20 protein-coding genes and 1 tRNA gene are annotated in these 26,971 nt (G+C 60.2%); 7 read left to right on the top strand and 14 right to left on the bottom strand.

Annotation, left to right across the window (positions count from 1 at the left end; all coding sequences use genetic code 11):
• Positions 1–39 precede the first annotated feature (39 nt).
• Positions 40–2,697 (top strand): DUF8744 domain-containing protein, encoded by a 2,658-nt coding sequence (locus tag LPC22_RS01415; RefSeq protein ID WP_229131752.1) that lies wholly within the window; start codon positions 40–42, stop codon positions 2,695–2,697.
• Positions 2,698–2,722: 25 nt separating this feature from the next.
• On the opposite strand, the gene LPC22_RS01410 is transcribed toward LPC22_RS01415, so the two are convergent.
• Positions 2,723–2,968 carry a TM2 domain-containing protein gene (locus LPC22_RS01410; protein ID WP_229131751.1) on the bottom strand — a complete coding sequence of 82 codons (246 nt, stop codon included), beginning with the start codon at positions 2,966–2,968 and terminating at the stop codon, positions 2,723–2,725.
• A gap of 117 nt (positions 2,969–3,085) precedes the next feature.
• Positions 3,086–3,316 (bottom strand): hypothetical protein, encoded by a 231-nt coding sequence (locus LPC22_RS01405; protein WP_229131750.1) that lies wholly within the window; start codon positions 3,314–3,316, stop codon positions 3,086–3,088.
• 646 nt (positions 3,317–3,962) lie between these two features.
• Here LPC22_RS01405 and LPC22_RS01400 point away from each other — a divergent pair.
• Positions 3,963–4,412, top strand: coding sequence for a hypothetical protein (locus tag LPC22_RS01400; RefSeq protein ID WP_229131749.1), 450 nt, complete (start codon positions 3,963–3,965; stop codon positions 4,410–4,412).
• 252 nt (positions 4,413–4,664) lie between these two features.
• On the opposite strand, the gene LPC22_RS01395 is transcribed toward LPC22_RS01400, so the two are convergent.
• The 6 genes from LPC22_RS01395 to LPC22_RS01370 form a co-directional block, all read right to left on the bottom strand.
• Entirely contained in the window at positions 4,665–5,099 is a 435-nt protein-coding gene (locus LPC22_RS01395) for a hypothetical protein (protein ID WP_229131748.1), read from the bottom strand.
• Positions 5,096–5,506 (bottom strand): hypothetical protein, encoded by a 411-nt coding sequence (locus LPC22_RS01390; RefSeq protein WP_229131747.1) that lies wholly within the window; start codon positions 5,504–5,506, stop codon positions 5,096–5,098. The genes LPC22_RS01395 and LPC22_RS01390 overlap by 4 nt, the downstream gene beginning before the upstream one ends.
• Positions 5,507–5,525: 19 nt before the next feature.
• Positions 5,526–6,044 carry a hypothetical protein gene (locus LPC22_RS01385; RefSeq protein WP_229131746.1) on the bottom strand — a complete coding sequence of 173 codons (519 nt, stop codon included), beginning with the start codon at positions 6,042–6,044 and terminating at the stop codon, positions 5,526–5,528.
• Between the two features lie 223 nt (positions 6,045–6,267).
• A complete protein-coding gene (locus LPC22_RS08370; RefSeq protein WP_284143452.1) occupies positions 6,268–6,561 on the bottom strand; it encodes a tyrosine-type recombinase/integrase in 294 nt (97 codons plus the stop codon).
• Between the two features lie 859 nt (positions 6,562–7,420).
• Positions 7,421–7,494 (bottom strand) — tRNA-Arg (locus LPC22_RS01375).
• A 44-nt stretch (positions 7,495–7,538) separates the two neighbouring features.
• Positions 7,539–9,434, bottom strand: coding sequence for a 1-deoxy-D-xylulose-5-phosphate synthase (locus LPC22_RS01370; RefSeq protein WP_229131744.1), 1,896 nt, complete (start codon positions 9,432–9,434; stop codon positions 7,539–7,541).
• A 179-nt stretch (positions 9,435–9,613) separates the two neighbouring features.
• Here LPC22_RS01370 and purE point away from each other — a divergent pair, with 179 nt between their 5' ends.
• From purE to LPC22_RS01355, 3 genes are all read left to right on the top strand, one after another.
• Positions 9,614–10,120 carry a 5-(carboxyamino)imidazole ribonucleotide mutase gene (gene purE / locus LPC22_RS01365; RefSeq protein ID WP_024626635.1) on the top strand — a complete coding sequence of 169 codons (507 nt, stop codon included), beginning with the start codon at positions 9,614–9,616 and terminating at the stop codon, positions 10,118–10,120.
• A complete protein-coding gene (purK, locus tag LPC22_RS01360) occupies positions 10,104–11,270 on the top strand; it encodes a 5-(carboxyamino)imidazole ribonucleotide synthase (protein ID WP_229131743.1) in 1,167 nt (388 codons plus the stop codon). The genes purE and purK overlap by 17 nt, the downstream gene beginning before the upstream one ends.
• A gap of 69 nt (positions 11,271–11,339) precedes the next feature.
• Positions 11,340–11,783: a Fur family transcriptional regulator gene (locus LPC22_RS01355; RefSeq protein ID WP_229131742.1), complete on the top strand. Its 444-nt coding sequence runs from the start codon at positions 11,340–11,342 to the stop codon at positions 11,781–11,783.
• Here LPC22_RS01355 and LPC22_RS01350 read toward each other — a convergent pair.
• Both LPC22_RS01350 and LPC22_RS01345 read right to left on the bottom strand, forming a co-directional pair.
• The gene (locus tag LPC22_RS01350) at positions 11,755–14,364 is read right to left on the bottom strand and encodes a bifunctional lysylphosphatidylglycerol flippase/synthetase MprF (RefSeq protein WP_229131741.1); all 2,610 of its coding nucleotides are present in this window, start codon (positions 14,362–14,364) and stop codon (positions 11,755–11,757) included. The two genes, LPC22_RS01355 and LPC22_RS01350, sit on opposite strands and share 29 nt — an antisense overlap.
• A 54-nt stretch (positions 14,365–14,418) precedes the next feature.
• Positions 14,419–15,783, bottom strand: coding sequence for an alpha/beta hydrolase (locus LPC22_RS01345; protein ID WP_229131740.1), 1,365 nt, complete (start codon positions 15,781–15,783; stop codon positions 14,419–14,421).
• 228 nt (positions 15,784–16,011) lie between these two features.
• On the opposite strand from LPC22_RS01345, the gene LPC22_RS01340 reads away from it, so the two are divergent.
• Positions 16,012–16,932, top strand: a complete 921-nt coding sequence (locus LPC22_RS01340; RefSeq protein WP_229131739.1) for a metal ABC transporter solute-binding protein, Zn/Mn family — start codon at positions 16,012–16,014, stop codon at positions 16,930–16,932.
• Positions 16,933–17,058: 126 nt separating this feature from the next.
• Positions 17,059–19,236, top strand: a complete 2,178-nt coding sequence (locus LPC22_RS01335; protein WP_229131738.1) for an LTA synthase family protein — start codon at positions 17,059–17,061, stop codon at positions 19,234–19,236.
• Here LPC22_RS01335 and purD read toward each other — a convergent pair.
• From purD to LPC22_RS01315, 4 genes are read right to left on the bottom strand one after another with little or no spacing between them, the layout of a single operon-like run.
• Positions 19,233–20,504 (bottom strand): phosphoribosylamine--glycine ligase, encoded by a 1,272-nt coding sequence (gene purD / locus LPC22_RS01330; RefSeq protein ID WP_229131737.1) that lies wholly within the window; start codon positions 20,502–20,504, stop codon positions 19,233–19,235. The genes LPC22_RS01335 and purD overlap by 4 nt on opposite strands.
• A gap of 18 nt (positions 20,505–20,522) precedes the next feature.
• Positions 20,523–21,572 (bottom strand): phosphoribosylformylglycinamidine cyclo-ligase, encoded by a 1,050-nt coding sequence (purM, locus tag LPC22_RS01325; protein ID WP_198189275.1) that lies wholly within the window; start codon positions 21,570–21,572, stop codon positions 20,523–20,525.
• 38 nt (positions 21,573–21,610) lie between these two features.
• Entirely contained in the window at positions 21,611–23,128 is a 1,518-nt protein-coding gene (gene purF, locus LPC22_RS01320; protein WP_229131736.1) for an amidophosphoribosyltransferase, read from the bottom strand.
• Between the two features lie 17 nt (positions 23,129–23,145).
• Positions 23,146–26,925, bottom strand: coding sequence for a phosphoribosylformylglycinamidine synthase (locus LPC22_RS01315; protein WP_229132281.1), 3,780 nt, complete (start codon positions 26,923–26,925; stop codon positions 23,146–23,148).
• Positions 26,926–26,971: the final 46 nt, after the last annotated feature.

The raw sequence follows: 26,971 nt of genomic DNA, 5'->3' as shown, positions 1-26,971 counted from the left end.
TCAAATCAATTATCAACCCAGGACAAGGCGGACAGACTCATGCAGGATGACCGGAAGATGCGTAAGTCCGGAGGCAGAATGGCCGTGCCCAGGTCCAGGATGGCCCTTCTCATCGGGGCGGGTCTGGCTGCACTGCTTGGTCTTGTAGCGGCGCTGATTCGCGCGGATCTGATTCACCCCTCAGGCAGGGTGCCCCTGGCTGATCTGCACGGCGGGCTCATGGTCTTTGGGTTTTTGGGCGCTGCTATTGGCCTGGAGAGGGCAGTGGCCTACCGCAGCGGCGGATCCAGCAAACCTACGTGGGGATTTCTCGCTCCTGCCTTGGGCTTGCTAGGGTCTCTGCTCTGCTTGCTGTCGCTGATAGTTTTAAGCCGCGTTGCTGCCCCTGCATGGGTCAGGGTAGAGCTTTTCGGCGGCATTCCATGGACTTTGTCCATGTTGGTTCTGACGGCCATGTACTTGGCCATCTGGCGTCGGCAGCCTTCTGCAGAGGTGCTCATACAGGTTCTCGGATCCCTGGTGGGTCTGGTCGGTGCCGCTGGTTGGGTTGCAGGATTGGACGCCTCGGTTTTGGCCCCAACCTGGCTCTTCTTTCTGATTTTGACCATCGTCGGGGAGCGGGTGGAGCTGGCCAGGGCGGTCTTTTCAGATATCCGTCTTGAATCGGGAATTCTTGGTCTGAGCCTCCTGACAGTCCTGATGCTGCCGATCCAAGCCATGGCGCCTACGGTCGGTTATCCGCTTCTGGGGTTGTCGCTGGGTCTGCTCCTCCTGGTCATGGCCAGTCACGACGTGGCCAAGGGGACCTTCCGCCATGGCGGCCTGCCAGGATTCATGGGCACCTGCATGCTGTCGGCCTATGCCTGGGGACTGCTGGCTGCCCTCATCTGGATGGTGGCGCCCCTGGACTCCAGCACCTACTGGGGCGATATGGCACTGCACGCGCTGGCTGTGGGATTCATCATGACCATGGTTATCGCCCATGTCTGCATGATCGTTCCTTCGGTCATTCGCAGGCCTCTACCCTTTCACCCCCTTCTCTGGGGCGTCTGGGGACTTATGCAGATTGGTTTGCTGATCAGGCTCCTTGGGGCCATCCGGCTCTACACGCCCTTGTGGAAGGCGGGAAACCTCCTGAATGTTCTGGGAATTCTCTCCATGATGCTCACCGTGGTGTATCTGGCTGCTCGTGGCAAGCAGGTTCTGGCATCCAAGCGTTACCGTCGGCGTCAGCCCGAGGGCTCGCAAAACGAACGCGCGGGGACCCTGGCATTGAGGACGGACCTGATTGCCACCTCGGCTACTGTGCTGGTCCTGGTGGCTGCCGTGATCGTGATGGCCCTGCGGCCGACGCTGGTTGTTTCGGTCGGGGCAGCGCCCGGTGCCGGGGGCGTTCAGGAGGCATCGTCGAAGGGCGTTCAGTCGACTGGTCACACCAGCAGAGTCTCAATCAGGGTAAAGGGGATGGCTTTTGTGCCGGATGTCATCACCATCAAGGCAGGCGACCGGTTGGTTGTGGATTTTCAAAACACCGGGGATCAGCGGCACGACCTGGTTTTCGCCAACGGCAAGAGCACGGGATCCGTCCCTGTAGGCCAGAGCGTCTCGGTTGACGTGGGGGTCCTCGGGGGCGACACACTGGGTTGGTGCTCGTTGGCAGGGCATCGCCAGATGGGCATGGAGCTCAAGGTCAAAACCAAAGGTGGAATTGTTGCCGAACAAGGTCAGTCCTCCGCTGGGAAGACAGCCCTGGGCCATGTCCCGTCAGCAGCCAAGCTCAAGTCGCAGGCCGAGAAGAGCGACCCTGCCAAGGCGGCTCTTCCGCCTCTGGAGAATCAGGGGAAGGCGGGAACAAGAAAGTACACGTTGGAGGTCAAAGAGCGCAAGGAGCAGGTGGCGGCAGGGCTCGAGCGTACGGTCTGGAGCTTCGATGGCGCGAGCGATCCACGGGATGAGGGATCGCGGCCTCTGGCTCAGGGTCCGGTGCTCAGAGGCCGGGTGGGAGACACCTTTGAAGTCACCATCAGAAACAAGGGAAGCATGAGCCATTCCATCGACTTTCATGCCGGGCCGGCCGTTCCCCAGACCATGATGCGCAACATAGAGCCGGGCAAGGAGCTCTTGTACACCTTCACTGCTGATCGGGCCGGCATTTGGATGTACCACTGCAGCAGCGATCCCATGTCAAACCACATAGCCAATGGCATGTATGGGGCGGTGGTCGTGGATGACGGCACCCTACCGCCAGTGGCTGCGGAGTATGTTCTGGTCCAGTCTGAAATTTATCTGGGATCCAATGGAGGGACTGCCGATCCCGAAAAGGTGGCAGCCATGAGCCCGGACATTATGACCTTCAACGGACGGGCCTTTCAATATGACGCCCACCCGCTCAAGCTGGGGAAGGGGCAAAGGGTCCGCATCTGGGCTCTGGATGCTGGCCCAAATCAGCCGCTGTCCTTCCATATTGTGGGAACCCAGTTCGATACGGTCTGGACTGAGGGCCGCTACCTGATTGGCGGAGGCGCAAGTTCAAATTCCGCCGGTGCTTCATCGGCCGGAGCGCAGGTCCTTCCTCTGCTGCCGGCCCAAGGCGGATTTGTCGAGCTCAAGGTCGATCAGCCGGGCGACTATTCCATAGTCAATCACGTCATGAGCCTGGCCGAAAAAGGCGCGCATGGTATCCTTCGGGTGTCGTGACGTGATTACACGACGTCTGTCGTCTTTAATCCTGCAGCTGGAGTTCCTTGCCGTCCATGTGGTAAGGCGAACCTGGATGTGAGCCAAGAATCTGTGTTCCTTCAACGATGGCCCAGACCGAGGAGATGAGAGGGCCGATGAAGAGCACGAAGATGGTGATCAGCAACTGTGCGACCCCACGCCCGGTCTTGTCTAGATAAAAGTTGTGTATGCCGAAGCCGCCTAGGAAGAAAGACAGAATGGCCGCCGTGACCTTCGACTTGTTCGACATGCCGGGTCCGCTGACATATTGTGTCTGAAGCTGCCAAGGCTCAATTTGGACCGGTCCGCTGGTGCCGCTGGATTGAGGAGTATATGCGGTTTGGCCATATGGATCCTGTGGACCTCACTAGGCGTTTGAAGCCTGCCAGGACTGATCCGCATCAGGGTAGCCATCGGCAGCTGTCGAGGGATTCCCTTGTTGGGAAGCGGACTCGTAGTTGTTGTTGGCAGACTCCTGGCTGTATCCCTTGTGGCCAGAGTCATTATTGTTTTCCTGAGCCGGGTCTTGGTTGTCGCCTGCTTGCTGATCTGTTGGTTGATACCGATCGTTCATGGTTGCCTTTCCTGTGGATGCCATTGTGGGAATGTATCATTATATCTCCGAGAGGGCTTGATTAAGGGGAGGGCCTGGCACTGAAAACCGCTTAGACAAGTCTTAAAAAATTGAGCTAAGGATTATTTAGCCATGGACGTGCTCTCTACGCCGTTGTCGGCGGATTGTTCTGTGGATCTACGGGAAACGGCTGGTCCTAGGGTTGGCTGTTGAAGCAAATAGACGTGAGTTTGTTCTCAACTGGTGGCTTTGATATGTGTCTCGAATAGGATTTGCAAGAGCAGAACGTGCGCTTACAGGCAGCAAAGAGGGTCAGTGAGCAAGATTCTTGTTTATAGGTACGGGCATATTCGAGTTTCTGCTCATGTGCAGATAACCTCCAAGGGAAGCGGCAACAGCGGCGTAGAATATTCCGGGTCTCAATGATCAGCAATCGGTCTTTTTGACATTTTCTTTCATGCTTAGTTGTTTGTACTGCTTTAAAGGGGGGGGGAGATGTGCTGAACGAACAGACAAACACGAGGTCTAGCATAAAGACATGAGTCAGAGCGTATGCCCATATGCCATCATGCTGACCAATTTCGATTCATAGGAACAGCTGAACGATTGGAATCAGGTCAGGCATCAATGCAACAGCAAGCAAAAGTGCGATCAAAAGCGCATCCCGGAGGTGAATTCGGAGTTCTGGTCAGATGGTCCTGACGGCGTGAGCATCTGCGAGAGAACCATTCAGCAGCATCCTGAGTTTCTCGAACGATTTGCAGGCATTTTCAGAACGGCATTCCTCTATAGTCCCCAAGTTCTTGTCGCTGATGCTGAGCTCTTGGATGGTGTCTATTTTCTGGCGTTTGATCCTGATGTCGTTCTTGATCTTCTTGGGCAGAATGGTTATAAAAAGCCTTTCCTCACCGTATCCGGCAGAGAGCCGACCTTGGAGCAATGCTTGCTGCGGTTCACTACGGTGCCGCCTGATAATCAGCATCAACCTTCGTCTGAAGAAAAGACGGTTAACCTGCTGGATATAGGCACGCTGCGTCCGCTTGAATATCAGGTTTTACAGAAAAGACCATCACCTCTGAAGAAAGTCAACGATTTGCTCTACAGGCAAGGGCTGTTTTGAATGAGCATGCAGGCGATCATTGGTCGATAGCAGAAAGAATAGCATACTTGTACGCTGCATACTGCCAGCCAGACCCATCTGAGGGTACCTGCCGCATGTGGACGTGATCGTCACCACGCTCAACACCTTGGGCCTACTGGTCGCCGCCTGCATCGGTGTCAGCTAGTACAAGGCTGCCAGCGGCAAATAATCGCATTAAAACTATGCCCTCGCTTCGGGAGATCGGAGAGAGGGCATAGTTTTGCGTCCACACTATTCTGGGGTACTTGCATTTTCGGGTTTTTTCCGCAAGACCTCGTAGGGCAATTCGTCGCCCACGAAACCTAAATCAATCAGCTGCATCTGGTGCAAAGCACCTAACCTAAGATACGGCCAAACAACAAGCATGACATCTTCTATGTTGGCCGGATTAAACGTATCGTTGAGCACGACTTGATAGACTATCTCAACATTCGCCTCAAGCTTGCCAGCAGTATCTGGGTCTGCCTTTTCGTCTGTATGTATATCGCATTCAAGCGTCACCTTCAGTTCATTGCTGGGTTCATCATCCTTTTTGATAATGCTGTAAGCAATATTCAAGTCATTTCGTATTTGGTTGATGTGGCCATCGACCGGCACCATCAGACTGACTTCACCGATGGCCTTGCGCATATCCATCTCTTTGATTTTTGGCAGAGACAGAGTCATTTGACAACCTCACGCTCTTCTATAGGTATATCTCTTGATTTAGCGCTAGGAGTGATGCCGACTAACCCTGACGCATCAACTGGGACGCTCATTTTGCTGTACATGCTCGAGTTGTCAGGATCAAAATCGGTAACTTTAATATCCACTACGCACATAACTGCCAAAGCGTATTCCTGCAGCTGCGAAACAGTAGGGTCGGAATAATAGTGTTCAAAATCGGCTACTTGCTCTATAGGCTTGTGTAGTATCTCAGCGATGCGATCAAGAGAGCAAAGCTTTTGTCTTTTACGGATCAGAGCCTTTTTCATCTCATAAAAGTGCCTGGCATTAAACTCGGAAATTTTCTGAACGTCCCCATATGCCAGCTTGTCTTCGAGACTGTATTGATCCGCATCTTTGTATTTCATGATCTCCTCCTTTCCTGCGTTAATTCCATTTACAGTATCGGCATCCCTGTTCTGCATGACCCCACCGTAGGCTTCCATAATTATTGAAACGTTGTTGTGCGGTTGCAATCGCGTTATTCTGGTTATTCTTAATCTGGGCGTTCGATAAGCCTTTCGTAGCTTTTTCAGTAAACGAGAGTGCCACAAATTCCGGGATACGATCACCATCTTCAGAATAGTACATGCGGAAGTGGCGATCCCATATCTCCCAGCGTAGCTCCCAAATGTCAGGTTGCGTGGCACAGGGTTTGACCAATGGACCAAAACGGGGGTCTTCCTTTACCAGTGAACCTTTTTTTACATCATCGATAATAAGTTTCACGTTGTTCATTAAGGTGGAGAAATCCGTGAGCCCTAGGCTATAACTCATTGCGTTTAAGTCTTCTTCAACGAAACAAACAGTGTTATTGGGGTTCGCTGTTGTGCACTTATGGAAGTGATATTCATTCGATGACTGCTTGTAGCATAGCGATGACTTTGCTGACCTTTTCTTTGGCATCCCCGCTCCTTGCCTGTAGCGCCCAATCAACACTTCTGACTTTAATGCGTGTGAGTGGGATTGTCGAGATATGATCATTTGGCGGCTCAGCAGTGCAGATTTGAGTTTTGCAACTATGAGTTATCCACATTTAATATTCGATCGTTGGAAGGGCTCTTTTCTCCGGGTACTCTGGCCTTGTTGTGCCCCCCCCCCCCCGATTAATGCAGACGGCCTGACGCATCTATGCGAGATATTGGCTGAGCGTGCTGGTAGCCTTGCCTTGGATGGCGTGGTTGTGCATGTCGTAGTAGTTGAGCGTGGTGTCGTCGACCCATCCTGCTGCGGCGATTATGTCGTGGTCGGGTACGCCGGTCTCCTGTAAGAGGGTGGCAAAGGTGCGGCGCAAGCTGTGCGGGGTGGTGAAGTCCGCACAACATTTTACATCAGAACAAATAGTACCTACGTCGTCTTCTGATGGAGCGCTAACGTGATTTAGTCGATCGCATCTGGTTGTTACGATAATCGATCCAGCCAAACGGCATTCTCATCCTGAATGACCGACTGCCTATCTGATCGGTGGCGGTCTTGCTATCCACTCTGTCCAACATGCAATCGAGAGTTTTGCTGTACGTGCACCTCAACGGGTCATCACTGGTGTAGTCTTTGCTCGTGTTGTTCCCGCCCCTGCTCATCAGAGACTGAAGACCCTTCCAGGCCCTCTCGGGTAAAGGCTGACCATCCTCTTTCCATGCAGAGACCTGATCGTGTGTCAGAGCCAAAGCACTCATCAACCATGCATCAGGGAATAAACATCTGGCTTCTATTTCCATTTGGCCCATATGGACCTCCCTACTTAATCGGACCATGTTTCGGTTCTATTTTTTATTATTGCAGTTTTCATTTTCCGAAATCGTGTTTACACCGGCTACATGCCGGACCCAGAGGAACTACAGAGATGGCGTCAAGTGACGTTTCACCGCCGGATAGCCAACGTCGATTGTCCTATTACCCAAGTCATGTACACTTCAGATGACATCAGTCAGATTCCCAAAACCACCCCGGCTACACACCCGCCTAGGATGATAAGCGGGAGCGGCTGACCATCCTCCTGCACAAGCGGCTCGACCAGGTCATCGGCCAAGAGCAGCAAGCCGGCCTCAGCCGGCAGGACCGCGTGCGCCTTGCCACCATGCACCAGCAGATCAGAACCGGCCTCGCCGCCATCCGGTACGGGGCCACCGAGCGGACCGTCAGGGAGATCAAGCGCAGGTACAGGGTGTCCTGGTGATTTTGCTGATTGTGGCACACAAATGGCACACAAACTGTAAATTGTCTGTGCTCTTGGAGATAAGATAAAACCCCTACTACCTTGTCAGGAGTAGTGGTTTGCCAAGTGACCCCGGAGAGATTCGAACTCTCGACCTACAGATTAGAAGTCAGTTGCTCTATCCAGCTGAGCTACGGGGCCAAACCCTTTCATTGTACCCGCCTGGGTCCACCGGCGGGTCAGATCTATGAAGCCTGGTCGCCAAGGGCATCCGATATGGCTTGCCTCATTGCAGGAACGGTCATGCCATACCTTTCCAGCAGGGTGGCCTGGGGAATCCGGTCATTGAACTCCTTGGCCGCTCCGAAGGCCAGGGTGCGAACCTGGCTCGGTCCGTAGTAGGCTGCCACGGCCTGTCCCCAGCCGCCGTCCAGCTGGCCGTCCTCGATGGTGACCACCAGGGAGTGGGTGCTGGCCAGGTCATCCAAGGTCTGCTCATCCAAACGGTCATAGCGATGAGGATCCACCAGTGTGGGTTTCAGCCCCGTGGACTTCTCCAAAGAATCAGCAAGGTCATGGCCCAGCGGCAGGGCATCGCCGAGAGCCAGCAGGGCTACTGTTCTACCCCCTTGCAGGATGCGATAGCGATCCCAGGGAGCATCGTCCGATCTGCATTCGGCATCGGTCTTCGAGGGATCTGCAGACGCCGCTATCGGCTTGCCTGCGCGTTCAGTCGCCAGCGTGCGCTCGCCGGGTACCCTGATGACCACCGGCTGCCGGGCCGGACCCGTGGCCCAGGCCAGCATGTCCAAAAACTCGGCCCCGCTGGTCGGAGCTAGGCAGGTCAGTCCGGGGATGCCTCGCATCATGACCATGTCGGCTGTGCCGGAATGTGTAGCGTCGGTTTTGGCCACTCCGGTGGAGAAGACCAGCAGGGTCACCGCACTGCCGTTCAAGGCCATCTCCTGCTCGATCTGGTCGTAGGCCCTCTGGAAGAAGGTGGCTGAGGTGGCGACTACAGGCGTGCCTCCGGCCTTGGCGATGCCCGCGGCATAAGCTATCGCATGGGATTCGGCGATGCCCACGTCCCGGTAGTGGTTTCCGGCCCGTTGGCGGAAGTCGGGATCGATGCCATTGGACAGCGGCGTAGCGGGGGAGATGACCGTCAGGCCCGGCTCCTGCGGGAACCTGGCCTCCAGGGCCTGCATGGCCATTCTTCCGTAAGTCTTTCGTGAGTTTGGCAGACGGTCCAGAGAGTCCAAGCCGTCCTGCCAGTGGTTGGCCTCCACTGGACCTTCGGCGGGCAGGTCGGGCAGGGGGGTCATACGGGCTTTTTCGCCAATACCCCCATCCATGGAGGCCGGGCCGATCTGTTCTGGGCTGCCCTGGCCCAGCCCCAGGCCCTTGCGGGTGTGGATGTGAACCACCACCGGATGGTCAGTGTCTTTGACCTGACGGAAGGCCTCGATCAGATCCTCAATTCGGTTGCCCTCCTCCACATAGCGGTAGTCCAGTCCAAGGGCGCAGAAGGGATTGCCCGGGCTGCGTCCCCCACTGGCACGCAGGGCCGCCAGGCTCTTGTAGAGCCCCCCGTGGTTTTCAGCGATGGACATTTCGTTGTCATTGACCACGATGATCAGGTTGCCGCCCTGTTCTGCAGCCCAGTCCAGCCCCTCGAATGCCGGCCCGCTGCTCAGGGAGCCGTCCCCGATGAAGGCGATGATGTTGGCCTTGCCTCCGGTCGCATCCCGCTGGGCAGCCATCCCGCAGGCCAGACCGATGGAGGTGCCGGTGTGCCCCAGCATAAAGTCGTCGTAGGGGCTCTCCTTGGGCGAAGTGAATCCGGAAAGATCCTCCTGGGACTCCGGGTCCGTGTAGGCCCGGCGCCGACCGGTCAGAATCTTGTGGGTGTAGGCCTGATGGGAGACGTCGAAGATCAGGTGGTCATGAGGCATATCGAAGACGTAGTGCAGGGCGATGATGGGCTCGATGGTGGCCAGGTTGGAGCCCAGGTGGCCGCCGTGACGTCGACAGAAGCTGATCAGCAGCTGACGGATCTCGTCGGCCAGTCGATTCAGCTCTTCCAAGGAAAGAACCTTCAGATCCTTTGGGGAGTCGATGCTGTCCAGAAGCTTGCCCATAACCCTCCTGTCTGTTTTCGTAATGCAATCCAATGATTCTAAATCTGAGACAGCGGTTTGGAGCCGCTGAAAGCGCGATGTTCACCAGGCCCGGCCCTTACATCCATAGGACCGTCACGATTGGTCGGCTTCTCCCCGGCCTTGCGTAGTATCGGATGTGCATGAACATTGGAGGGCCGATGGCTGACAATACACATGAAGGGGCACGCGTCGCAGTGATCATGGGGTCATCAAGCGACTGGGAGACGATGAAGGAAGCCTGTCGGATGCTGGACCGGTTCGCTATCGTCTACACCAAGGAGGTCATCTCCGCCCATCGCACACCCGGGCGTATGGCGGAGTTCGCGCATCAGGCCCGGAGCCAGGGCATAGGGGTCATCATCGCCGGGGCCGGAGGAGCAGCCCATCTGCCTGGGATGGTGGCGGCTCAGACTACGCTGCCGGTCATCGGGGTGCCAGTAAAGTCCCATGCACTGAGCGGGGTTGATTCACTCCTGTCCATCGTGCAGATGCCTGCCGGCATTCCTGTGGCGACCACGGCCATAGGCGCATCAGGAGCCACCAATGCCGGTCTGTTGGCGGCTTCGATCCTCTCTATCAATGATCCAAGGCTGGCTCAGGCTCTGGATGACTACCGCGCTGAGCTGGCTCGATCCGTGGAGGCTTCCAATGCCAAGCTTGTCTGAGGAAACCAAGGGAAGAATCGATCACTTGGAGCCGGGATCCGTCATCGGAATCGTGGGCGGCGGCCAGCTGGGACGGATGATGGCTCTGAGTGCCCGTTACCACGGATTCCGCATCGGTGTGCTGGATCCCACGCCCGATGCTCCTGCGGCCCAGGTGGCCGATTTTCAGGAGACGGCCGACTATGGCGACCTCGAGGCCCTCAAGCGACTTGCCGAACGTAGCGATGTACTCACCTACGAATTCGAGAACGTGGATGCCGACGCACTGGATCAGGTGAGGGACCGTGTGGCCATCCCTCAGGGGACCGACCTGCTCAGGGTTACTCAGGACCGCGTTCACGAGAAGACCTTCATCAACCGCCATGGCATCGATACGGCCCCTTGGAGGCAGGTTGACAGCCTTGATCAGCTTGACGCAGCCCTGAAGGAGCTCGGAATGCCCGCTGTGCTCAAGACACGAACCGGCGGCTATGACGGCCATGGTCAGGCGGTCCTGCGCACAAAGGATGATCTGCAGGCCTTGCAGGCGCGGGTGAAGGGTCGGGACTTCCCGCCCTCCGTGCTGGAAGGGTTCGTGGACTTTGCCTTCGAGGCATCCATACTGGTTTCAGGCAACGGGAAGGATTACGTGACCTTCCCCATGGTTCGCAACGAGCACCGTCACAACATCCTCCACATGACTCTGGCACCGGCAAAGGTGGACCCTGGGATGGCCGACCGGGCGCGTGACATGGCCCTGACCCTGGCTGACGGCTTCAAGCTGGCCGGGACCTTGGCCCTTGAGCTCTTTGTCATGCCCGATGGCGGTCTGGTGGTCAACGAGTTGGCCCCGCGCCCCCATAACTCCGGTCATTACACCATCGAGGCCTGCTCCATGGACCAGTTCGATGCCCATGTTCGGGGCATCGCCGGGTGGCCCCTGCCCAATCCTCGCCTGCTCAGCCCGGCAGTCATGGTCAATGTTCTTGGCCAGCATGTGACTCCGGTCAGGAAGCTGCTGGGTGAGCATCCCGAATGGTTCCTGCATGATTACGGCAAGGCCGAAGTGCGCACCGACCGCAAGATGGGGCACCTGACGGTGCTGACCGACGATCCGGAGCAGACAGCCCAGGACCTGGAAGCCACAGGCTGCTGGTCCGACCTGGACTGAACCGAATCCTCACATCCGTCCCGGCAATCCGGATGTAGGCTTGGTGGAGCCCAAGGAGTGTGTCTAATCATGAACGCTGGCTCATCCGTCGGCCGCCAGACGCGGCAGAAGAACGCCATCTGGAGGGTTCTTCAGGCCCAGAACGACTTCGTCTCAGCCAAGGAGCTGCACAGGCTTCTTCAGGATTCAGGCCAACGAATCGGCTTGGCCACGGTCTATCGTCAGCTGGGCTCCCTGCATATGTCCGGCAGCCTGGACTGCATTGAGCATGGAGGCATCCGCCTCTACCGGGTCTGCCTGGCCCAGCGTAGGCACCACCATCATCTGGTCTGTGAACGCTGCGGCAGGACCGTCGAAATCAGCCCGCCCGATGATGGCTGGCTGAAGTCCGTGGCGGCTGAACATGGCTTTACAGTCTCCTCGCACACCTTGGAGGTCTACGGCCTGTGCAGCAGCTGTCGTGATCGATCCGATCAGGCGGATGTCAGTGATCCTCCCGACCCTTGGGCATGATGGTCTTGATGGCTTCCCAGGCCTGCGAAGCCTTAAGATTGGGCAGGTAGGCCTGGACTACAGCCAGTCCGATCTGGGCCAGCTGGGCCGGGTCGGGATAGCAGATATAGACCGGGTGCTCGCTGGGCTGGAACTTCTTCTTGAAGAAGAAGAGCGAGCGGAAGCCATAGGCCGGTTCCATCAGGTCGGCCACCAGATGCAGGGCATGTTGCAGGAAGGCGGTCCGATCTTCGCCCTGACCATCGTCATCGTCTTCGCTGCTGTCCATGCCGGCCAGGGGAGCGGCCGATAGGCTCATGAATTCCGCCGTCCCCTGGTCGCGCAGCCGTTCGGCCATCCGTGCTATCAGGAACTCCATGATCCCGTTGGGACTGTCGGTCCTGTGCCGCATGAAGTCCAGGGTCCATCCAATTACCTGGCCCTGGCGGTAGGTGGGCATCCAGCTGGTCACGGCCAGCACCTTGCCCTGGTCGTCCACGGCGTAGAGGATGGCCATGCGCGGGTCCCTCAGCTCATCCAGGCCGCCCAGGGTGAACTTCATCTCGGGCAGGGCCTTGAGTTCGGCCCACTGTTCGGAGATATCCACGATCTGCGACTGGACATCCCATGAAGCATCGTTGAATGTGGTCAGCACGTCGGTGATCTTGTCGCGCTTGGCCTTGTTGATGGCTGTGCGAATGTCCTGCCACTTCTTGCCCTTGGTCTGCCAAAGGCTGGGGGTGACCACCATCTCCGAGCCGACCGTCAGGGTGGACCAGCCACGGGATGCGAGCAGATCGCGCTGAGGCTTGTGGACGCTGTAGAAGACCGGTGACCAGGAGTGGGCGCTGCAGAAGCGCGTGAATTCGTCCAGGTCGTCAGCATACTCGTCAGTGTCGCCGAATGGGCCAGTGGTGGTCAGGGCGATGCCGTGCAAAAGCCGGTAGGCAATGGCCGACCGGCCGCTGGGCGAGAACCAGTAGCTGTTGCCCTCCCAGGTGGTCATGAAGGACATGCTCTCGCCCCCATACTCGACCAGCCGATCGGCCTCCTGGCGCTCGCTGCCGTTCTGGATGACCGAGCTGCGCATCCAGGAGAGCAGAACCACCAGGACCGCCAGCCAGAAGATCAGCCCCACCCCATGGCTGACGATCATCCCGGTGGGCGTGCGTGGGACCAGGGCTGGGCGGAAGCGCGAGGCCACTCCATTGGGCAGATAGAGTTCGGGCAGCTGGGAGAGCGCTCTGCCGGTGGTGGGCCAGGGGTGGAAGGATCCGGGGCTTGCGGCGGTGAAGGCCAGATAGCCCATGGCTGTGGCCAGGAAGGCCAGGACGATGGCTGCCCAGCCCACCTGCAGGCGCGAGGCCTTGGTCCGTACCAGGAAGATGTGCAGGTTGCGTGCCAGGAACCAGTTGAGAATCAGCGGCGGCAGGGTGATGATCAGCAGGGAGGGCAAGGCGCCGTGGTGAATGACCCGTGGCAGGCCGTCTCCGATGGTCAGGGGGAAGACCAGGAAATAGAGTATGGCCAAGATGATGGTCAGGGTGTTGAGGACCAGACCGGTGACAGCGGCAACCCGGCGGCCATGGTAGATGCCCCAGGCCACCACCAGCAGTACCAGGGTGGGCATGATCAGGGACGAGACGCCGGTGGGTGCTCGGCCGGCGACCAGACCGTACTGGGCGTAGCAGCTGGCCTGGTTGTTCTCGGCCAGGCAGCGGGACAGGGCAGCGCTGCCGCCAGGGTCCGAACCCAGGAACATGCCCAGCGGGGTGAAGAATCCTGCGCGGATCCTGGAGGAGACGGTGACCAGAGGGCCGAGAGCCAGAACCGTGGAAATGGCCCCCAGCAGGTGGCGGGTCTCATAGGAGCCGCTGTGGCCATGCGGATTGGCGTCCTGGACCGGTCCGTGCCAGAGGTGGCCGGTCAAGTGGCCGATCAGCGCTGCAGCCAGGGCGCAATAGTAGCCGGGGTTGCCGGTATACAGCACCATCAATATCAAGGCCGTGTAGCCTATTGTGGCGATCCTGCGTCGCCATAGGAAGTCGCTGAAGGGGATGGAGGCCATCAGGGATCCGACCACCAGGATGATGGGGCTGAGCGTCATGGGCACTCGGATGAACCAGGCCCAATGGTCCTGGAGTGCATTGATCAGGGTGCAGATGATCAGCCCGACAGCCGCGCCGCCTATCGCGCTGATGACTGACGCCAGCACGGTGCGCCTGCGACCCAGTCGGGTCTCGGCGATGCACAGCATGACCAGCACCAGGGCCACATCTATGATCAGTTGCAGGGGGCCAGGGGTGATGACCAAGGATACCAGCAGCCGTGCGAACTGGATCAGAAGCGAGGGGCGGCCCTGGCCGTGGACCGGATGCGGAACCTGGTGAATGATCAGGTCTGACAGCGGCATGCCCAGCCGTGTCCTGCCGGGGATGCGCAGCAGCCAGATCAGCAGCCAGCTGATCAGGTTGAGCAGGACCAGCGCAAGGCTGAAAGCCAGTGCAAGAGCGTGACGTCTGACCCATCTGGTCAGGTCCCGCAGAAGCACGGTCTTGGCCGAAGGCTCCATCAGCCCGGATCCTTTATTTGTTGTCTCCATGATTGCGGCGGCTCTTTCTGCTTATCGGTTTGGACGCTCTGATCTGTCAGCGGTTCAGCCGAGGTGTGTTTCGATAATGTTCGGGAAATCTTCAACTGGTCGGGACATGGGTCCTAGTCCCATGGCTTCGCCCACCCACTCCAGCCCGGGTTTCCAAGCCGTCTTGACTGTATGCCAGTCATGGCCCGATCCCTGGGTGATGACGGCCCGCACCTTCATGCCAGCCTGGTTGGCGGCCTTGGCGATGACCATCATATTGTGCTGGGACTCTTTATCGTTGGACCCGGCTGCGGTGAACAGAAGCTGGCGGGATGGCGCCCGCTCCAGTATGGCCCTGGCCGGAACCTGGGCCAGGAAGCGCTTTCGGTCGCCGCCGAAGTAGTCGCGGATCATCTGTTCCTGCCGACCCTGGGTCGGTTCCAGCTCCCCATCAGCCGGGAGCATGCTTCCATAGACGTCTGGATGCCGTGCCCCAAGCTGGGTGGAGCAGGTCCCGCCTTGGGAGAATCCGCCGATGGCCCATTGCCGGGGCTGGCTGGCGACGGGCAGTTCAGCGCGGATCCAGGCGGGGACGTCACTGCTCAGGTAGGTTTCGGCCTTCCCGTAGACGGGGGAGTCCACGCACAGGCTGTTGTGAGAGGATGCACCGTTCTGGTCGGGGGAGACCACCACTGGTGCCAGGCCGTCGTGCTGGGCGGCGTAGGCATCCATCATGGCCGGAATGGCTCCGGCGGTGAAGAGCCGGTCGGGGCTTCCGGGCTGGCCGGCCAGAAGCACGAACACAGGCAGCGCGGGCGGTTTGTCGCTCAAGGCGGCAGGCGGCAGGTAGATATCAGCTGGCCGTGCTGCGAATCGGGAGCGGCTGTTGGGGATGCGCATGCTGTAGGAGCGGCCGACGCTGGGATGCGAGGGCAGTTCGCCCCGTGAGGCCAAGGATCGCCACTGTGCCACGCTCATGGCCGGTCTGGCTGTCTTATGGTCTTTGTAGTCGGGGTAGAGGGAGACGCTGAACAGGGACCCCAGAGTGGTGAACTCCCCGTAGATGATATCCACTCGAAGCCCGGTGGAAAGCAGGCAGAGCAGGACGGTCAGGGCGGCAAGGACGCGGCGCCAGCCCCGGGCAGTGATCAGGATGCAGACGGCAAACCCCACTGCGAGAAATCCCAAGGCCACGCTGATGATGACCATCCAGCCCAGGGAGACGCCGAAGAGCATGAAGACGTCGGAGACCAGCCAGGTGGCCAACAGCCCTAGGCCTCCTATGCCTAGGGCAATGGCCGCTTGGCGCAGCAGGGTCCGCCAGCGTCCATGCGTCAGTCCGGTCAGCGCCAGCACGATCAGGGCCAGGGCCGTCAGCGAAAATATTGACGCAGGCAGCCACCCCTGGGTCAGATGGACCTTTGCCAGCCATGCACCCATACCATTCCTTCCAACCAAAATACATCCGCAGTTCAGTATAGGGAGTGTCCGGTCGCACGGCTGCCATTTGAACAGCCATTCATTCTCGCATTCTCGCCCAGACCGCCTCTATAGCTTCCGGTCATGGGTTCGTCTATGGTAGATTTATTGATAATCAATCTCAGTAACGGTCGGCGGGCCTGGCGACAGGTCCGTCCAGTGCCGTCGCCAGGAAGGAACCACCCATTCATGCATGCCAGCAGCCCACGCCTCCGCCGGACCCGTACCTTGGTCGCCGCCCTCCTGGCCGGACTGACTCTGCTGACCTGTCTGACAGGTTGCGGCAAGAGCGAATCATCCTCGTCGTCCACAGGATCTGCCCCTCTGCAGGTGGTGGCCAGCATCAACCAATGGCAGTCCCTGGCTGTGGACCTGGGCGGCGACCAGGCCCGGGTGGATACCATTCTGAGCAACACCTCGACTGATGCCCACGACTATGAGCCGACGACGGCGGACATCGCCCGGATCAGTCGTGCAGATCTGGTCATCGTCAACGGGGCCGGCATCGACGACTGGGCTGCCAAGGCCGCGGAAACCGGGCAGGCCAAGCTGGTGGACGTATCCAAGGCATCAGGGCGCAAGACTGGCGACAACCCCCATCTCTGGTTTTCCTCCCAGGGCAGGAGAGCAGCTGCCAAGGCTGTGCATGAGGCCTACAGGCAGTTGCGTCCAGACCGAGCGGCTGGCTTCGACAAGGCCTACCAGGACTGGCAGGGTCGGCAGGCCCGGCTGGACGATCAGATTGCCGATGCGCGCAAGCACACCCAGGGACGGCACTACGCGGCCACGGAATCGGCTGCCTACTACCTTTGCCATGATCTGGGCATGGAGGATCTGACCCCAGAGGGGTACCTGCGGGCGGCCGCCAACGAGAGCGAGCCCTCGCCTGAGGACCTGGTGGCCTTCCGTCATTTGCTGGCATCCGGACGCTTGGACATGCTGGTCCTCAACACCCAAGAAGTCAATCGAACCTCCAAGGAGCTGGCTGCTGAGGCTCGCAAGGCCCATGTGCCGGTGTTCGAGGTCAGCGAGCAGCGCCCCGATAAGTACCGGAACCTGGAGGATTGGATCAGTGCCCTGGTCCAGCAGGTGCCGGGCGCCAAGGCCTGATGAGTCCGCTTGCGCTTGATGTTCGCTAAGGGGTGTTTTCGTGGGGCTTGTCGTCCTTGATGGGAACAATGGCACAGGTATGGGTAAAGGCCCAGTGGGCCCAATCGCCAAAGTCAGGAGTATGCGGTGAAGGATCGTAAGCGTCAGCCCGGCCGGTGGACATCCTGGATGCAGAACATGACCGGACGTCTTCGGGTACGCGGGTGGGTCTACCTGCTCGCCTTCATCCTGATTGACTTCCTGTCGGTGGGCATCCTGCAGTGGGGGGTCTCCCTGAACAGCTCCCGCGTCGAGCTGTCCAACCCGCTGATCGGATTCTGGGGCTTCATCTCGGCCATGTGGACCCAGCGTCGGTTCGTCCTGGTGCTCAACATGCTGGCTGTGGGCCTGGTCTACCTGGCTCTGACCTACCTGACCAATCGCTTCTGGGCGGCATCAGGGCTGATCCTGGCCATCTGCGCGGTCATAGCGGTTATCGAACGCTTCAAGGTGCGTGCACGGTATGAGGCCGTCCTGCCCTCGGACCTGGATTTCCTCCATGCTGATGCGGCCAACCTGGTTTCCTTCCTGCCGGCCCGGTCCCTGATCATGATCGGGCTAGGCGTCGTGGCCCTGATCGTCCTCGGCGTGCTTTGCTGGGTGGTAACGCGGATGGATGCCCGTCGCGGCCGTCCGGTGGCCACTGGCAACAAGCCTTTGGGTGCGGGACTCCGTACAGCAGGTGTTCTTGTTCCGGTGCTGGTGGTGGCGGTGTTCATGTCTACTGTGGGCACCTACGGCAGTCCCGCCTATCGTTTCTCGCAGTTCATGGGCGACAAACCCTCCATGTGGGACTCGGTCTATGACGCCCAGCGCAACGGGGTCTTCGTGTCATTCTCCCGGCAGCTGCGGCCCAAGGTCATGGACCAGCCCGCAGGATACAGCCGCGCCACCATGCAGTCTCTGGCCCATCGCTATCAGCTTTCGGCGGACCGCATCAACCATGACCGTAAGTCCTATATGAATGAGTCGAGCCTGGTCTACATCCTCTCCGAGTCGTTCTCGGATCCCACACGGGTGCCGGGCGTCGCGCTCAACCAGGACCCCATGCCTCATATCAGATCCATCAAGGAGGGCACCACCAGCGGGCTCATGCTCTCCTCCGGCTATGGCGGGGGAACGGCCAATCTGGAGTTCCAGGCCATGACCGGCCTGTCCATGGCCAACTTCGATCCCTCGCTGACCTCCCCCTATCAGCAGGTCATCCCTCACCTGAACTGGATACCCACGGTCAATCAGGCCTGGGGGACGCCATCCAGGTCCCTGGCCTTCCACCCCTACGAGTCCTCCATGTATTCCAGGGCCGAGAACTACAAGAAGTTCGGCTTCTCGCACTTCTATTCGCTGACTGGCCCTGACCAGATAGCCCACCAGGACCGCATCGACCGCAGCCAGTATGTGGGGGATCGCTCCGCTTACGAATCCGCCTTGGAGCAGATGGGCGACGACAGGGGCAACCAGTTCGTCGAGGTCATCACCATGCAGAACCACATGCCCTACAACGACTGGTATGACGGCAACGGCTTCTCGGTCAGTTCATCCGACCCCAGCAGACCCCTGGGCGACGATGAGATGCAGTCAATACGCACCTACGCCAAGGGGGTCAGCCTGAGCGATCAGGCTACTGCCGATTTCCTGAACAGCCTCGATTCCCAGAGCAAGCCGGTCACCGTGGTCTTCTACGGGGATCACCTGCCTGGCATCTATGGCACGGCGAGCTGGGACGAGCGCAACTCTTTGGCCCTGCATCTGACCGATTACTTTATCTGGTCTAACAAAGCTTCGAATGCTTCGGGAACGCAGGTAAGCAACAGTGCCTATTCCTCGCCCAACTTCTTCCAGGCCCAGGCGGCCGAGCACATGGATGCCAAGGTCTCGCCCTTTACGGCCTTCCTGACCGAGCTACACGACAAGATCAGCGCCATCGAGCCTCCGGTGGCCAACCAGATCCAGGACTGGAATAGAATACCGGCAGGGCAGACCAACTATCTGAATGCCCAGGGCCAGCCCATGAATGCCGGAGACTTCGACAAGGCCACTCGACAGCTCCTGAACGACTACAAGCTGATCCAGTACGACATCATGGCCGGCAAGCACTACCTGCAGGGGACTGGCTTCAACACCACGCCTACCCGCCGCTCGGATGCCGCCCGGCAGAAGGCCGAAATGGAGCGTCAGGCCAAGGAAGAGGCCAAGAAACAAGCCCGCCTCGAGGAGAAAACCCAGGATAAGGACAGCGAGAGCACGACCAGCTCGGCTAATTAGGCATCCAGACCGCGGTGGCCGATGTCGTGCCGATAGAAGAGGCCCGGCATCGACAATCCGTCCAGCCGGTCATAGACCCGGTGGGCTGCCTGAGCCAGGTCGTCTCCTTGAGCCACCACCAGTGCGGTCCTTCCCGAGGAGGACGTCAGACCAGTTGAGGCTGAGCCGGACACTCCGGCATAGTAGGCTCTGAGGTTCTGCTCCGGGGCGATCAAGGGCACAGGCACACCGGTCTTGGGATTGCCGGGATAGCCCTGGGCTGCCAGGACCACACCCAGGCGGCTGTGGGATTCGTCCCAGGTGAATTGTGGCTCTCCGCCCTCCATCAGCGCGCGGATGGCTGTGCCCAGGTCGCTGGTCAGGGCGGGCAACACCACCTCGGTCTCCGGGTCACCCAGTCGCGCATTGAATTCGACGACCTGAGGGCCTTTGTCGGTGACCATCAATCCCGTGTATAGGACACCGGTGAAGGGATTGCCTTCCTGGGCCAAGGCCCGGACGGTGGGGGCCACGATGGTGTCCAAGGCCTTTTGGGTCAGTTCTGGACCGAACTGCGGCAGAGGGGAGTAAGCCCCCATGCCGCCGGTGTTGGGACCCCGATCCCCGTCATAGGCTGGTTTGTGGTCTTGTGACAGGGGCATAGGCCAGAACTGCTCGCCCCTGACGAAACACATGAGCGAGCACTCTTGACCCACCAGCTGATCCTCGATGACCACCTGGGCACCTGCCTGCCCGAACTTATGATCGATGAAGATGTCATCCAGGGCCTGTATGGCCTGGTCAAGGTCGGCGGCCACCGTCACACCCTTGCCGGCTGCCAGCCCGTCAGCTTTAATGACGACCGGGGCGCCGTGCGAGTGCACATAGGACTTGGCGCTGTCCAAGTCATGAAAGACCGCATAGTCAGCGGTAGGAATCCCATGCCTGCGCATCAGGTCCTTGGCAAAGCCCTTGGATCCCTCGATGCGGGCCGCTGCCTTGGTAGGTCCAAAGGCTGGAATGCCGGCAGCCTGTAGTTCGTCGACCAATCCAGCCGTCAAAGGAGCCTCGGGTCCAACGAAGACCCAGTCGATTCCAAGCTCGCGTATTGCAGCGATCAGTTTTTCTGGCTGCGAGGAATCCTCTTGCAGCAGGCTGATGCCGTCCGGCTCCATACCCGGGTTGCCCGGGGCGCACCAGACCCGATCCACTCCTGGTCCGGACAGCAGGGTGGTGGCGATAACGTGCTCCCTGGCTCCCGACCCGATGACCAGTACCTTGTCCGCCATGATGGGCTCCTCTCGCTATTACTGACGACCGTTGTCGTTAAGGATGACCTGCTGGCCGTTTTGAGCATCTGTCACCTGTCCGATCAGAGCGTAGGGTTCCTGCTCCTCATCCAGGACTGCACGGGCCTGGTCCAGCTGGTCAGGGGAAACCACCAGAACCATCCCAATGCCCATGTTGAAGATGTTGTACATCTCCAGATGGTCGACCCTGCCCATCTCTTCGATCATGGTGAAGATGGGCGGCACCTTCCAGGCATTCAGGTCAAAGCTGGCGGCCAGTCCCTCGGGCAGGATTCGCGGCACCTTCTCCACGAAGCCGCCGCCGGTGATGTGTGCTGCGCCCCTGAGCAGGCCAGAGGCGAAGAGCGGGCGCAAGGCCTTGACGTAGATACGGGTGGGGGTCAGCAGTTCCTCTCCCAGGGTTCGTCCGTCAAGCTGGTAGGGCCGATCCTCCAGCTTCATGCCCCCCTGGTCCAGCAGGACCTGACGAATCAGGGAGAAGCCGTTGGAGTGGACGCCAGAGGAGGGCAGACCGATCAGCTGGTCGCCTTCCTTGATGGCCGAACCATCCACCAGGGACTCCCGTTCGACCACACCCACGGTGAATCCGGCCAGATCATATTCGTCGGGCTGGTACATGTCGGGCATCTCGGCGGTCTCCCCGCCTACCAGGGCGGCTCCAGCCTGGACACAGCCGTCGGCCACGCCCTTGACCACCTGCTCCAGCAGAGCCGGATCGTTGTGCCCGCAGGCGATGTAGTCCAGAAAGATCAGCGGCTCGGCCCCCTGGGCGATGATGTCATTGACACACATGGCCACGCAGTCCTGACCGATGGTGTCATGACGGCCGGCTTCCCGGGCCACCATCAGCTTGGTGCCCACGCCGTCAGTGCCTGAAACCAGGACTGGGTGGCGGTAATTGAGTGCAGACAGGTCGAAGTCGCCGCCGAAGCCGCCGATATCGCCGGCGCCCGGCCTACGTGTTCTGGCTGTGTGGGAGCGGATCCTGTCGATCAGTTCGTATCCGGCCTCTACCGATACCCCAGCCTGCTCATATGCCTTCGGCATGGCTGCCCCTTTCTATGCCCTGTCTGTTCTGTTCTTCGCTAGTGTTCAATGGATTGGTCGGCTCCCTGCCTCGAGCCTGCAGGCATGTCAAGCCCGTAGGATCCCTTGGAAGCTTCCAGCCGGGCCCGGTCCTCTGGGGTCAGCGAGGCCAGGAAGCCCTGTTCGTAGTCGTCAAGCCGCGTTGGGTAGTCTCCATTGAAGTAGGCCACGCAGAGCCCTTGATAGGGCGCATCACGGCCCAGGCCGATGGATTCCACCAGACCGTCCAGGCTCAGATAGGCCAGGGAATCGGCTCCAATGGCTTCTCTGATCTGCTCCACGGACTTCTTGGCGGCGATCAGCTCGGAGGTTCGTTGGATGTCGATGCCGTAGTAGCAGGGGTAGCGCAGGGGCGGGGAGGCGATGCGCATGTGCACCTCGCTGGCCCCGGCCTCCCGGAGCAGGCGGACGATTCTGCGCGAAGTGGTGCCTCGGACGATGGAATCGTCGATGACCACCACCCGTTTGCCGGCTACAACGCCGCGTACAGCCGCCAGTTTCATCCTGACGCCCTGTTCACGCATGGCCTGGCTGGGCTGGATGAAGGTGCGTGCCACATACTGGTTCTTGATCAGCCCCATCTCGTTGGGCAGCCCGGCCGCCTCGGCATATCCTGAGGCGGCGGACAGGGAGGAGTTGGGCACCCCGATGACCATGTCGGCATCCACCGGGGCCTCGCGGGCCAGTCTGGCCCCCATCCGCTTGCGTGCCGAGTGGACGTTGACCCCATAAATATTGGAGTCGGGCCTGGCGAAGTAGATGAACTCCATGGAGCAGATGGATAGGCAGGTCTGATCGGTATAGCGCTCGATGCTGTAGCCCGAGTCGTCCACCCGGACGATCTCGCCAGGGCCGATGTCCCGCACCAGCGTGGCGCCGACCAGGTCCAGGGCGCAGGTCTCAGAGGCCAGGACATAGGCCCCTCCTGGCAGTTGGCCCAGGGAGAGGGGGCGGAAGCCGTTGGGATCCATGGCGCCGATCATGGCGTCCTCGGTCATTAGCAGGTAGGCGAAGCCGCCATGGACCTGGCGCAGGGCCTGCTTGAGCGCCGCCATGAAGTCCTTTTCAGGGCTGCGCCGGATCAGGTGCATGAGCACCTCGGTGTCGGAGTTGGAATGGAAGATGGCCCCCTGATCCTCCAGCTGTGCCTTGAGGCTGTTGCAGTTGGTCAGATTACCGTTGTGGGCCAGGGCTATGTCCCCGTCATGGAAGCGGAAGACGAAGGGTTGGATGTTCTCGATGGATCCTGAACCGGTCGTGGCGTAGCGGACATGACCAACAGCCCGGTTCCCGGTCAGCGGTGTCAGGCTGGATTCGTCAGGAAAGACCTGAGTCAGCAGACCCAGACCTCGCCGCCCGATCAGGTGCCCTTGGTCGTTGGAAACGATGCCGGCACCCTCCTGGCCGCGGTGCTGCAGGGCGTGCAGGCCGAAGTAGGTCAGCCGGGCGGCGTCGGGGTGGCCCCAGACCCCGAAGATCCCGCATTCCTCGTGGATGCCTTCAAGCTCCAACGACATGGTCTACGTCCTTTCCCCTAGGCGGCAAAGTAGTCCACTCCCGACTGGAAGAGCGGCTGCGTACGTTTTCCGGGCACATTGAGGTACAGGTCGGGGCCGCTGCGCTCCGTGTGGCCCATCTTGCCCAGCACCCGGCCGTCCGGGCTGGTGATGGCCTCGACGGCCATCTCGGATCCATTAGGGTTGACCAACGGATCCATGGAGGGACGGCCCTGCTCATCTACATACTGGGCGGCCACCTGTCCTCGGTCGATCAGGGTGCGCAGGAGGCCGGGCTCGGCCACGAACCGCCCTTCGCCATGGCTAATGGGCATGGTGTGGATATCGCCCACCCGGCAGGCGCTCAGCCAGGGAGAGCGTGTGGAGCTGATCCGGGTGTGGACCAGACGGCTCTGATGGCGGCCGATGGCGTTGACGGCCAGGGTGGGATCCTCGGGCGAGCCGGTGACGATTTTGCCATAGGGAACCAGGCCCAGTTTGATCAGCGCCTGGAAGCCGTTGCAGACGCCCAAAACCAGCCCGTCCCGGTCCTGCAAAAGCTCCTGGAGGGCATCGGCAACCTGGTTCGAACGCAGGAAGGATGCCACCAGTTTGGCCGAACCGTCGGGCTCATCGCCGCCGGAGAAGCCTCCGGGCAGCATGAGTATCTGGCTGCTGTGGATGGCCTGGGCCAGGCGGCGTGAGCTCTCGGTCACATCCTCGGCATTTAAGTTGCGGATGACCACGGTATCCACCTGGGCTCCAGCGTACTGGAAGGCCCGTGCGGAGTCGAACTCGCAGTTGGTGCCGGGGAAGACGGGCATGACCACCCTGGGATGTGTGGTCTTGGCAGTCCCCCTGGTTCTGCGCGCTGCAGGCCTGCCGGGTTCACGGTCGGTGCGTCCAATGGCCGGCACCGGGTCGCCTTGGCCTCGGTATGGGAAGACGGATTCCAGACCTTTGGCGCGGATCTCCTCGAGCTCGGCCAGATCCAGGTCCTCGCTGCCGCAGCGCAGGCGGTAATCCTCCCGGGTGTGCCCCAGGAGGCGCAGATGCAGGCCGGAATCCTGAATGAACAGGGGCTCCGGACCTGAGGCCTCCAGGATGAAGCTTCCATAAGCGGGGCGGAAAAGCGCCGATATGGCAGTGTCTGATGTCAGATCGAGTCCGATCCTGTTGCCCAGGCACATTTCCATCAGGGCTTGGGCGACGCATCCGTAGCCCGGAGTGGCTGCAGCATCCAACAGGCCCTGGCTGATCAGCGTCTCCACCTGATCCATGACGGTCCGCAGGCTCTCCGGATCGGGCAGCAATCCGTCCTCCTGGTAATCGGGCGCCAAGAGATAGACCTGGCGGTCCGCTGCCTTGAATTCGGGGGAGATAGCATCCTTGGCCTGTCCCAAGGCCACGGCGAAGCTGATCAGGGTGGGCGGCACATCCAGGTCCTCGAAGCTGCCGGACATGGAGTCCTTGCCACCTATGGCACCCACGGAAAGATCCAGCTGGGCCTGGAGGGCTCCCAGGACGCCGGCCACCGGCAGGCCCCAGCGCCAGGGGTCGTCGCCGGGCTTGGGATAGTACTCCTGCAGGCTCAGGTGGGCCCGGGAACGGCTGAAGCCAGAGGCGACCAGCTTGGCTAGGCTCTCAACCACGGCCAGGTAAGCGCCGGTGTAAGGGTCCTGGCTGCTGATCCAGGGGTTGAATCCCCAGGCCATGGCCGAGGCGGTGGTGGTGTGCCCGTCCACGGGCAGCTTGGCCACCATGGCCTGGGCCGGTGTCAGCTGTCGGGCTCCGCCGAAGGGCATGAGGACGGTGCCTGCACCGATGGTGGAGTCAAACTGCTCAGCCAGACCCTGCTGGGAGCAAACATTGATGTCCGCAAGCAGGGCCCTCATGCGTGCATCCAGGCTGCCTTGGACCTCGAAGGGGGCATGGTAGGGAGCAGGAACCGTCACCTGGGCATCGGCCTTGTGAGGGGCGCCGTTGGAGGACAGGAAGGATCGGGGGATATCCACGATGGTCTCTGATCGCCAGGTCATCAGCAGCCGGGGTTCTTCGGTGACCTCGGCGATGACGGTGGCCTCAAGGTCCTCTTGCCGGGCGTAGTCGATGAAGGCGGGCGCATCTTCGGCAGCCAGGGCCACGGCCATGCGCTCCTGGCTCTCGGAAATGGCGATTTCAGTCCCGTCCAGCCCTTGGTACTTGAGCGGCACCCGATCCAGGTTCACGTCCAGTCCGTCCGCCAGCTCGCCTACGGCCACAGCAACGCCGCCGGCTCCGAAGTCGTTGCAACGCTCAATCAGCCTGGCTGCCTCCGGGCGACGGAAGAGGCGCTGGAGCTTGCGCTCCTCAGGGGCATCGCCCTTCTGCACCTCGGCTCCGCAGCGTTCCAGACTTTCTTCGTTCTGGGACTTGGAGGCTCCGGTCGCGCCGCCGATTCCATCGCGGCCGGTCCTTCCGCCCACCAGGATGATCAGATCGCCGGGTGCGGGCTGGCGGCGGATCACATGGTCGGCTGGGGTGGCGGCCACTACAGCGCCCACCTCCATCCGCTTGGCCGCATAGCCGGGGTGGTAGATTTCCCGAACCTGCCCGGTGGCCAGCCCGATCTGGTTGCCATAGGAGGAGTAGCCATCGGCTGCCTGACGGACGATCCGGCTCTGGGGCAGCTTGCCGGGCAGGGTCTGATCCAGCGGTTGACGGGGATCTGCTGCCCCGCTGACCCTCATGGCCTGGTAGACGTAGCCCCTTCCGGACAGGGGATCACGGATGGCTCCGCCGATGCAGGTGGCTGCACCACCGAAGGGCTCGATTTCGGTGGGATGGTTGTGTGTTTCGTTTTTGAAGAGGAAGAGCCAGTCTTCATCCTGGCCGTCCACGTCGACCTTGGTCCGGATAGTGCAGGCGTTGACCTCCTCGGACTGGTCCACGTCGTTCAGGATGCCGCGCTTCTGCAGGTACTTGGCTCCGATGGTGGCCATGTCCATCAGGCATTCAGGTCGGTCCTGACGGCCCAGCTCTGCGCGAATGGCCCGGTAATGCTCCAGCGTGGCCCGGACTCGAGGGTTGTCTGCATCGATCCGCTCCAGCCTGGTATTGAAGGTGGTGTGCCGACAGTGGTCGGACCAGTAGGTGTCGATCACCTTGAGCTCGGTCAGGGTAGGATCCCGCTTTTCCTGGCGGTAGTGGTCCTGGCAGAAGCGGACATCCGGCAGATCCATGGCCAGGTCCAGCTTGTCAATCAGCGCTTCGAGTTCAGGATCCTCCAGATCGCGGAACCCGTCCAATACCGGCACTGGATCCGGATTGTCATCAGGCATGGCCAGGGTCTTGGGCTGCTCCAGCCCTACCACCCGTGAGTCCACCGGGTTGACCAGGTAATTGCGGATGGCTTCAATCTGCTCGGCATTCAGGTCGCCCTGGAGCAGATAGACAGTGGCCGTGGCCACCAGGGGGCGGGCGCCCTGGCCGATCAGCTGGATACACTGGGCCGCGGAGTCGGCTCGCTGATCGAACTGACCGGGCAAGGGGGCCACGGCGAAGAGCATGGGGGAGTCCAGTGGCGGCAGGTCCCCGTCGCCCTTCATGCGTAGGGCCTGCTCCAGTCGGGTGGCCACCAGGTCGGTCTGGGGCTGGGCGAAGACCGTGGGCAGGCAGCGTTTGAAGAGGTCTTCGTCGATGCCTTCCAGATCGTAGCGGTTGAGCATGCGCAGGCCGGTCAGCCCATGCACACCCGGCAGGGTACGCAGCTGTTGGGCAAGCCTGTCGGCGGCCTGGTCGAAGCCCCGCTTTTTCTCGGTATAGACACGGAAGAGCACAATGGATCCTTTCGCGATGGACTGGTTGGGGACCAATGAAAAACCC

It is taken from the genome of Bifidobacterium mizhiense, assembly GCF_020884755.1.
Lineage (GTDB): Bacteria > Actinomycetota > Actinomycetes > Actinomycetales > Bifidobacteriaceae > Bombiscardovia > Bombiscardovia mizhiensis.
This window is presented reverse-complemented; position numbering and strand designations above follow the sequence as displayed.

What these genes read in the sequence shown, in the direction of transcription:
- LPC22_RS01415 (WP_229131752.1), top strand. Translation starts at nt 40, where the DNA reads ATGCAGGATGACCGGAAGATGCGTAAGTCCGGAGGCAGAATGGCCGTG.
- LPC22_RS01410 (WP_229131751.1), bottom strand. Translation starts at nt 2,968, where the DNA reads ATGTCGAACAAGTCGAAGGTCACGGCGGCCATTCTGTCTTTCTTCCTA.
- LPC22_RS01405 (WP_229131750.1), bottom strand. Translation starts at nt 3,316, where the DNA reads ATGGCATCCACAGGAAAGGCAACCATGAACGATCGGTATCAACCAACA.
- LPC22_RS01395 (WP_229131748.1), bottom strand. Translation starts at nt 5,099, where the DNA reads ATGACTCTGTCTCTGCCAAAAATCAAAGAGATGGATATGCGCAAGGCC.
- LPC22_RS01390 (WP_229131747.1), bottom strand. Translation starts at nt 5,506, where the DNA reads ATGAAATACAAAGATGCGGATCAATACAGTCTCGAAGACAAGCTGGCA.
- LPC22_RS01385 (WP_229131746.1), bottom strand. Translation starts at nt 6,044, where the DNA reads ATGCCAAAGAAAAGGTCAGCAAAGTCATCGCTATGCTACAAGCAGTCA.
- LPC22_RS01370 (WP_229131744.1), bottom strand. Translation starts at nt 9,434, where the DNA reads ATGGGCAAGCTTCTGGACAGCATCGACTCCCCAAAGGATCTGAAGGTT.
- purE (WP_024626635.1), top strand. Translation starts at nt 9,614, where the DNA reads ATGGCTGACAATACACATGAAGGGGCACGCGTCGCAGTGATCATGGGG.
- purK (WP_229131743.1), top strand. Translation starts at nt 10,104, where the DNA reads ATGCCAAGCTTGTCTGAGGAAACCAAGGGAAGAATCGATCACTTGGAG.
- LPC22_RS01355 (WP_229131742.1), top strand. Translation starts at nt 11,340, where the DNA reads ATGAACGCTGGCTCATCCGTCGGCCGCCAGACGCGGCAGAAGAACGCC.
- LPC22_RS01350 (WP_229131741.1), bottom strand. Translation starts at nt 14,364, where the DNA reads ATGGAGACAACAAATAAAGGATCCGGGCTGATGGAGCCTTCGGCCAAG.
- LPC22_RS01345 (WP_229131740.1), bottom strand. Translation starts at nt 15,783, where the DNA reads ATGGGTGCATGGCTGGCAAAGGTCCATCTGACCCAGGGGTGGCTGCCT.
- LPC22_RS01340 (WP_229131739.1), top strand. Translation starts at nt 16,012, where the DNA reads ATGCATGCCAGCAGCCCACGCCTCCGCCGGACCCGTACCTTGGTCGCC.
- purD (WP_229131737.1), bottom strand. Translation starts at nt 20,504, where the DNA reads ATGGCGGACAAGGTACTGGTCATCGGGTCGGGAGCCAGGGAGCACGTT.
- purM (WP_198189275.1), bottom strand. Translation starts at nt 21,572, where the DNA reads ATGCCGAAGGCATATGAGCAGGCTGGGGTATCGGTAGAGGCCGGATAC.
- purF (WP_229131736.1), bottom strand. Translation starts at nt 23,128, where the DNA reads ATGTCGTTGGAGCTTGAAGGCATCCACGAGGAATGCGGGATCTTCGGG.